Annotated in this window: 6 protein-coding genes and 1 tRNA gene; 1 reads left to right on the top strand and 6 read right to left on the bottom strand. The window is 48.3% G+C overall.

Annotated elements, in window-relative coordinates; genetic code table 11:
• The first annotated feature begins 513 nt into the window (after window positions 1-513).
• Entirely contained in the window at window positions 514-720 is a 207-nt protein-coding gene (locus QM579_RS02635; RefSeq protein WP_414997674.1) for a tautomerase family protein, read from the top strand.
• A 332-nt stretch (window positions 721-1,052) separates the two neighbouring features.
• On the opposite strand, the gene QM579_RS02630 is transcribed toward QM579_RS02635, so the two are convergent.
• From QM579_RS02630 to QM579_RS02605, 6 genes are all read right to left on the bottom strand, one after another.
• Entirely contained in the window at window positions 1,053-1,472 is a 420-nt protein-coding gene (locus QM579_RS02630; RefSeq protein WP_414997673.1) for an acyl-CoA thioesterase, read from the bottom strand.
• Between the two features lie 613 nt (window positions 1,473-2,085).
• Window positions 2,086-2,162: transfer RNA gene (locus tag QM579_RS02625), tRNA-Arg, on the bottom strand.
• A 189-nt stretch (window positions 2,163-2,351) separates the two neighbouring features.
• A complete protein-coding gene (argF, locus tag QM579_RS02620; RefSeq protein WP_414997672.1) occupies window positions 2,352-3,380 on the bottom strand; it encodes an ornithine carbamoyltransferase in 1,029 nt (342 codons plus the stop codon).
• 120 nt (window positions 3,381-3,500) lie between these two features.
• Window positions 3,501-4,049, bottom strand: a complete 549-nt coding sequence (locus tag QM579_RS02615) for an N-acetyltransferase (RefSeq protein ID WP_414997671.1) — start codon at window positions 4,047-4,049, stop codon at window positions 3,501-3,503.
• A 431-nt stretch (window positions 4,050-4,480) separates the two neighbouring features.
• Window positions 4,481-5,971 (bottom strand): diguanylate cyclase domain-containing protein, encoded by a 1,491-nt coding sequence (locus tag QM579_RS02610; protein WP_414997670.1) that lies wholly within the window; start codon window positions 5,969-5,971, stop codon window positions 4,481-4,483.
• A gap of 499 nt (window positions 5,972-6,470) precedes the next feature.
• Window positions 6,471-6,672, bottom strand: a 202-nt coding sequence (locus tag QM579_RS02605; protein ID WP_414997669.1) for a hypothetical protein, incomplete at its 5' end; no start/stop codon positions are given.

The following is a 6,672-nucleotide window of genomic DNA, read 5'->3' as shown; positions in this document are numbered from 1 at the left end:
CGGCGCCGTTCGGGCCGATCAGGCAGTAGTTTTGACCTGCGATCTTCACACCAAGCAGTGTCCTCAATGATTGATCAGTGATTTGTGTTTTTTTTTGTTGTCTGATGGTTCTGCTTGGGACGGAAAACTTAGGCTACATAAACAGAAGCCAGCATTGTCCTTTATTGTTCTTGCACAATGTCGGGGTTAGGCTTTCCTCATGTTGCTGAATAGGATTTGCCAATGTGTAAGCCGACGTATTTACGAGCAGTCGTAACGAAGCGTTGCATGACGGACACCACTTGGGCGTTGGTTCTTTTCGTGAGCAGCTTACCACGGGCAGAAACGTTGGGTGTGCCTTGAAAATATCTGATGGGTATCGACCGAAGAGCATGGAGGCGCATCGCAAGAACGCAAGACTATTTTGAAGGTTGATTAGCCGCCATTGCAAGTGAAGTCAGAGTAGTTTAAGTGGTGCAGTAAGCTTGTTAATCATTTATGCATTAATGAAAATTGACAAATACAGGAGAAATTATGCCATTTGTAAATATCAAGGTAACCGGCGGTAAAGAAGCACCTACTGCGGAGCAGAAGGCGGAATTGATTAAAGGCGCGACCGAACTGCTAGTTCGGGTGCTCAATAAAAATCCCGCAACTACTGTAGTCATTATTGAGGAAGTAGATATGGATAACTGGGGGATAGGCGGACAGAGCATTACAGAACGCAGGAAGATGGGATAATCTTTCGTGGTTTTTGCTTATCTTGTTATTTTAATGCCATTGCCCTCCTGCAAGGGGGCTGTGGATGCAGAGCAGTCTGTGTAAGACGACATTGTTGTGTATCGAACGGATCTGCTATGCAGGCAAAACAGGTGTAAGAAATTTTGTTATGAGCGCTATTTGATTTCTCTGAAATCAGCAAAAAGCAAAGGTTTGCTGCGCTAAATCTGTAAGCCTTTGCTTTTGTTTTTGTTGAAGACATTTTTGTGTCAACACAGAGTGGAATGGTTGCAAACAAGTTTACTCTGCAGGCAGCATTTCAAAAACGTTTATTGTTGTCTTGATGAGGGTTTTTATTCCTTTTCTTCATTATGAGTAGTGAATGCTGCGATGAGGGCTTCTGGAACTCTAACTGGTTTTCCGCTGGTGATATCAATGTAAACCCATTGTGTTTCAGCCTCCACCAGTACTGCGTTGTCTGACTCACGGACGAAAAGGTATCGACGCATGCATTGTCGAGACGCGAAGGAGGCTATCCATGTGGCCGCCGAGATAACGTCGCCAAGCAATGCCGGGCGCTTGTATGTGACAGAGTGCTGCCGCACAACCCACCCTTGCCCCAGTGCTTCGTAGCGGGCCATGTCCCATCCCTTGGAAGCCGTGTGCGCAGTGGCTATGTCCTGCATCCATTGGACGTAGCAAACATTATTGACGCGCCCCTGTCTGTCTATGTCATGCTCGGAAATATGTATCTTCTGCTCAAAACCAGTCATCAAAAATTCTCCAGTGAAGTCTTAGTCTCTCCGAGCAGGATACGCCTGATACAGATAAAGGAAAAGCCCGGCACCATGCTGCCCTTGGCTTTGGTGGCAGCTCTGAGAAGCCTCCCGGAATAGCACCGATAGAATACTGAGTTGTTGGCCGTACCTCAGTTAATCATGAACTGGGTGGGCTGATTGTCATAAGATGTTGGCAGAAGCACAGCCTAAAAGCGGCCAGTGCGGCGAATATCCGTGCAATAATATCAATATGGCTGCATTGCATAGACTTAAGCAGGTTCGCTATGTGCAATTACTCAAAACCGACTAGCAACGCCGTCTGCAGCTGTTCATAATGCTCTCTTTCAAGCCCGAAATGGCGTTAGGGCTAATTCCTGATTTTTGTATGCCGATTAATGCCAATTGATGCGCGAATGAGTGCCAACTTGCGGCCTATTTATTTACGGGGCCGTATTTATTTAAATCCAAGCGATCTTTTGCCACAAGTTAGGCACGGATTTCCTGGGGTTGAAGCTAGGCTGCAAGTGGGTGACAAAAAACGAGTATAGGATGAAAAACAAAAAGGGATGTTACATGTTTTTGCATGTAACATCCTGATTTTTTTTATTGGCGCGCCCGAGAGGAATCGAACCCCTGACCAAGAGCTTAGAAGGCTCCTGCTCTATCCAACTGAGCTACGGGCGCGTAGGTGATTATGCCAACTGGCGTCCACCGCTGTGGCGCACCACTATAGAGATAGCGCTATCTCTCGTCAATCTTTAAGTCTTCGCCAGGCGGCATGGCTGGGGTCTGTTTGCCGCCATTGCATTTTTGCGGTCGAGCATGTTTTGAACACCTTCCCGCATCCTGTATTTGGCTACGCTGCACATTTACTCAGGCAATATTTTCATCAAAAACGAGCGGCTCGTCGGCCAGTGTTGCAACCATTACGGCCTTGATGGTGTGCAGACGGTTTTCCGCTTCTTCAAAGGCCATATTGCGTGGCGATTCAAAAACCTCGTCGTTCACTTCCATGCAGTCAATGCCGAAGCGCTGGAAGATTTCTTCGCCCATCGCCGTGCTGCGGTTGTGGAAGCTTGGCAGGCAATGCAAAAATTTGCAGTCGTCATTGCCAGTCAGGCGCATTGTGTCTCCAGTGATGCGATAAGGGGTGAGCAGCTCTATGCGCTCTTTCCATACGTCATCAGGCTCACCCATAGAGACCCATACGTCAGTTGACAAAAAGTCACAGTCGCGAACGCCTTCTTCCACACTTTCGGTGCGGCTGATACGCGCTCCCGTTTTGCTGGCGATCTGGCAGGCCACTTCATACACCTCATCAGAGGTCCATAGCGCTTTGGGGGCGATGGAGCGAAAATCCACACCAAGCAGGGCAGACCCGACCATAAGGGAGTTGCCCATATTGTAGCGTGCATCGCCAAGGTAGGCCATCGTTTGAGCATTCAGCGGTTTGGGGCAGCATTCGCGCATGGTCAGCATATCTGCCAGAAGCTGCGTGGGATGCCATTCGTTAGTCAGCCCATTCCATACGGGCACAGAGGCGTGCTCAGCCAGAGCTTCAACGCGTTCCTGGCCGAAACCCCGGTATTCGATGCCGTCATAAAAGCGCGAAAGCACGCGGGCGGTGTCGGCCAGCGATTCTTTTTTTCCCATCTGTGAACCCGAGGGGCCAAGATAGGTTATATTGGCACCCTGGTCGTAAGCGGCCACTTCAAAGGAACAGCGGGTTCTGGTGGAATCTTTTTCAAACAGAATGACAACATTTCTGTCCCGCAAAAACTTGGGTTCGCGGCGTGCTTTTTTGGCCTGCTTGAGGTTGGCCGCCAAATCCAGCAAATAAGTGAGATCTTCCGGCGTGAAGTCGGTTTCCTTCAGAAAGTCTCTGTGTTGCAGTCTGTTCATGCGCTGTTCCGCCTTTAGATGAAGTGAGGGCTGGTCAACCAAAGCAAAATATGACTGGCCAATCCGTGCCGGTTGGGCCGTCTCTGATGACGGCGTACGCCATTTCAGGCGCGCGAACCGTTACAAATGTAGAAGCATGGCAATTTCGTCACAGCAGTAGAATTTTGGGCACTTGCTGCATTCAACCCATACGCTTGGGGGCATGTCATCCCTGTCAAACTCAGTGAAGCCGCATTTGGCAAAAAAATCTGGCACAAGAGTAAAAACAAAAACCCTTGGCAGCGCGAGGCTGCGGCAGCGCTCAACCAGCATCGACACAAGGCGTCTGCCAAAGCCCTGTCCCTGACAGGACGGATGAACCGCCACAGAGCGGATTTCGCCAAGGTCTGACCACAGAACATGCACAGCTCCACAGGCCACGATGACGTCTTGACCGCCATCCACCGCAGGAGCCGTAGCAACCATGTAGTCCTGTATGTGTTGGTACAGATACTGGGGCCCACGGGCCAGCATGACATTGGCCGAAGCATACTGGTTGATAAGCGCCGACATGCCGTGCACATCCGCCACAGTGGCGGAGCGGATGACCAGTTGTGAAAGGTCGCTTATGCAGACATCAGGAACAATGGGTCTATCATCAGCGCCAGAGCGCGGAATGGCGATGGGCATTTTTTTTGCCTCTGTTGCAGGGGGGAGGGGAATAAAAAGGGCGCCAGCCTGCGAAAAAAAATCGACGACAGGCACAGCCTGGGAACAGTAGCCGTATATGGCAAATTTTGAAACAAAGATTCCCAATAGCACCATCGGCCTTAGGGTGCAAGATACATTTACACACATGCGGCGCTGCCCACGTTTTTTTCAGCCTGGCAGAATGGCCGGATTGAGCGCCGGGAATTTGCCCTGATAATTGAAGGGGGAGTGGTTGAGTTTTTTTTGGTTAAAAAACTACTGCTTCCGCATGGTGCCAGAATTCTGGAGCAGCAAATAGCTCGGGCTTGCTGGAATGTGATTTTACGGAAGCACTGATTAAAGAGCCTCTTGGAAGCGGGCAGTTGTTTCCTTACACAACGCGGCGCTTGCGGGGTGCGAAGCTGGCAATGCTATTTTACCTTGGTGCAGAGGTTCAGGGCATGGTCGCAAATTTCATCAGTATAGAAGTGAAAGGCGCTCTCATCCTGCGACTTGGCAACAAGCAGGGCGATGCTGGCTCTGTTTATCATTTCCATAAAGGGCAGTTCTTCATCTTCAACCGTGTCGGTCGTGTAAATGCCAATATGCAGTCGAAGAGGAAAAATATGCGATGACTGGTATGCGCCATTTTCCACATCGCTAGCGGCTCGGGCACACATGGCGATGATGTTTTCTCGTCCTGTGAAAGGCAAAATTCCTGCAAAGGTGTCACCTGAAATGTGACAGCTCCGGGCAAGTGCCCCTTGTCCTTCTTTTTCCAGCACGCGCGCAATGCGGCGCAGTTCTTTGTCTCCTGCTTCAACTCCCAGCATTTTATTATAAAATTTGAAATTTTTAATGTCGGCCAACCATATGGCAAAAACCGTGTCTGGGTGTTCATGCAGCAGGGTTGTTGCTTCCAGGCGTAACCGGTGGCTGTTGATGCCCCCTGTAACGGGATCCACAAACGCTAGTTTTTGCAGTTGCCGGTCGCGCCATTCGGTCAGGCGGTACACGCGCCATGTCAAAAAGATAAAGCAGAGCAAAGCCAGGATTGTGACAACGCCCCCGCCATACAGCAACAATGGGGAGACCAGACCCAGCGCATCAAGAGGAACCGCGCAGAAAAGGAACCAGTCGTTACTCTGAATAGGATCAAATGCCGCCAGATACTGTTTATTGCCGTTTTCATACAAGAAGTAGCTTCTACGGCCATGAGCCATGCCGTCCAGAGCATCCCGGCGATCGACTTCACTCATATGCCCCAGATTAAAGACACTGCCCAGGCCATCAACAGGGCTGAGTTCGGGAGACAACACAACGCGTCCTTGCGCGTCGATCAAGGACGCAAATCCTTTTGCATTGAAGAGAGGCGTTTCCAGAATATTAAGAAAAACCTCTGCCTTGGTTACTCCGAACAGCACTTCACTAATTTGATTGCCCTGCTCAACAGGTACCGCACAGTAGATTACCCTGCCAGGACCTCGAGGATTCTTGCGCGGAGGGGAAATAGCCGGATGTCCGGCGAGGGCTCTACGGAAAAAAATTTCTCTGGATAAATCAACATCCTGATGGACGGTTCCGTGAGCGTCTGCCACTTCTGCCTTGCCAGAAGAATTGGCGATGCCTATCCGTATGAAATCGCTGTTACTATTGATTTCTTTGAGAAGGGGAAGTGTTTTCTGCTGAGGCATATAGCCAACGGTGATGGCAAGGCTGTTGAGAGTTTGAAAATTCTGCGTCAGCTGGCGCTGCAAAAGTACGCGCAACTGTGTGGTTGTTTCATATAGATGAATGATGCTGACCTGCTCAACCTGCCCTGTTGCGTGCCGCAGAAGCATCAGGCTGCAGACCAGAAAAAGCCCGCCTACCAGAAAGGCAATCGCATAGATGCGCTTTATTTGCTGCTTACTTCTGTACATGCCGCCCCTCAACAGAAATATATATTTATTAAATACCTTAATCTATTATTTAGCAAGCAGTAAAAACAAAATCTGGCCTACTTGCTTAGTCTGATTGTGTGCCAGTACATTTCCTCCTGATGATAAAAAGCTCATATCATGCTCAATGCGGTAAAGTACTAGTAGTAAAATAGCCATACTTATAAAAGCATTTTACTGTGCCTGAAATACTAATAAACATAGGCTTGATGCCTGATATATTTTTTTAATGAATTTTCAGGGTCGCAAAACACTGTAAATTTTTATATATTATTTCAGCATTATAGAGAAAATTTTGAAGATAAAATAAAATGTTGCAGCGATATGTCTTCAAAATGACAATTATAACATAGTTTATAGTTGATTTATTTCATGATGTTGGGTGCGATCGTAATGAAAATGCCCAGATTCCGGCTGTAGCGGATTTTTGATTCATCCAAAATTCTTTTCATTTCCAGTATGTTATTAGGGTTGTTTACTCTTAAAGAGACTGCGTGTAATGCTTCACTAGGAATGAGCAAAAAACTGTTTGGTTGTGCAAACAGCGACTCGATACTCGAATGTTCTGGCTGTTCATAGTTGCTTTTGCAGCGAAAAAACTGGCGAAAATGCCGGAGACATTCCATTTACCACTGAGGAATATTTTATGACACAACAGTTTACCCGCAGAAAATTTCTGCAAT

Origin of the sequence: Desulfovibrio sp., from assembly GCF_047607245.1 — a bacterium.
GTDB lineage: Bacteria > Desulfobacterota > Desulfovibrionia > Desulfovibrionales > Desulfovibrionaceae > Desulfovibrio.
The sequence above is the reverse complement of the archived record's forward strand: the minus strand, read 5'-3'. Positions and strand labels throughout refer to the sequence as shown.

Bases quoted from the DNA above. Each gene is read 5' to 3' on its own strand.
- QM579_RS02615 (WP_414997671.1), bottom strand. From the start codon at position 4,049: ATGCCCATCGCCATTCCGCGCTCTGGCGCTGATGATAGACCCATTGTT.
- argF (WP_414997672.1), bottom strand. From the start codon at position 3,380: ATGAACAGACTGCAACACAGAGACTTTCTGAAGGAAACCGACTTCACG.
- QM579_RS02610 (WP_414997670.1), bottom strand. From the start codon at position 5,971: ATGTACAGAAGTAAGCAGCAAATAAAGCGCATCTATGCGATTGCCTTT.
- QM579_RS02635 (WP_414997674.1), top strand. From the start codon at position 514: ATGCCATTTGTAAATATCAAGGTAACCGGCGGTAAAGAAGCACCTACT.
- QM579_RS02630 (WP_414997673.1), bottom strand. From the start codon at position 1,472: ATGACTGGTTTTGAGCAGAAGATACATATTTCCGAGCATGACATAGAC.